This window comes from Paraburkholderia sp. BCC1884, assembly GCF_900996225.1.
In the GTDB taxonomy this organism is placed as follows: domain Bacteria; phylum Pseudomonadota; class Gammaproteobacteria; order Burkholderiales; family Burkholderiaceae; genus Paraburkholderia.
In genome coordinates this window covers 1-577 of sequence record NZ_CAAJGL010000104.1, presented here as the reverse complement: position 1 = coordinate 577, position 577 = coordinate 1, and the positions used below count along the sequence as shown (strand labels likewise).

The 577-nt window shown below is 70.2% G+C and carries 1 protein-coding gene; it reads right to left on the bottom strand.

Going from position 1 to position 577, the window contains the following annotated elements; all coding sequences use genetic code 11:
* Window positions 1–87 precede the first annotated feature (87 nt).
* Window positions 88–468, bottom strand: a complete 381-nt coding sequence (locus tag FQ705_RS25565; protein ID WP_238541404.1) for a hypothetical protein — start codon at window positions 466–468, stop codon at window positions 88–90.
* Window positions 469–577 lie beyond the last annotated feature (109 nt).

The following is a 577-nucleotide window of genomic DNA, read 5'->3' as shown; positions in this document are numbered from 1 at the left end:
CCGCGCATGTGCTCGACGGCTGGCCGGGATCGAGCTGAAGCCGGCTCGCGAAGGCCGGCAATCGCGGCGCGCCAGCCTTCCCCGTCCTCACTTCCCCTTGTCGTGCTCGGCCAGCCCGATCGCCTTGTAGTCGTAGGTCGGGTAGAACTCGGTGCGATACGCGCCCCAGGCGGTGTCCTCGAGCACGCGGTTCACCTCGCGCACGCGCGAGGCCGGCAGGCGCAGCGTGATCACCTGCCCGATCCCCATCGCCACGTACCAGCTCACGACCTCCACGCCCGGCGGCGGAAACGCCTTGTAGAAACCCTGCTTCGCCAATTGCGCGTTCAACTCGCTGAGCGGGCGCGACTGGTCGTGCTTGAGGAAGATGGTCAGCAGGACCGCGTTGTCGGGCGTGGCGACCTGGCTGCCCACGGGCGGCGTGCCCGAGGGCTGGGCGTGCCCGGCGGCGGGAAGCAGCGCGGCCATGGCGGCGGCGCCGAGGGCAAGCAGACGGATGCGGCGGTTCAATACTGCAATAAACGGCATGTTCTCGCTCCTGGGTCGAAGCGGGCCGCGCGGGATACGCGGCCCGGGC

What these genes read in the sequence shown, in the direction of transcription:
- FQ705_RS25565 (WP_238541404.1), bottom strand. Translation starts at nt 468, where the DNA reads ATGGCCGCGCTGCTTCCCGCCGCCGGGCACGCCCAGCCCTCGGGCACG.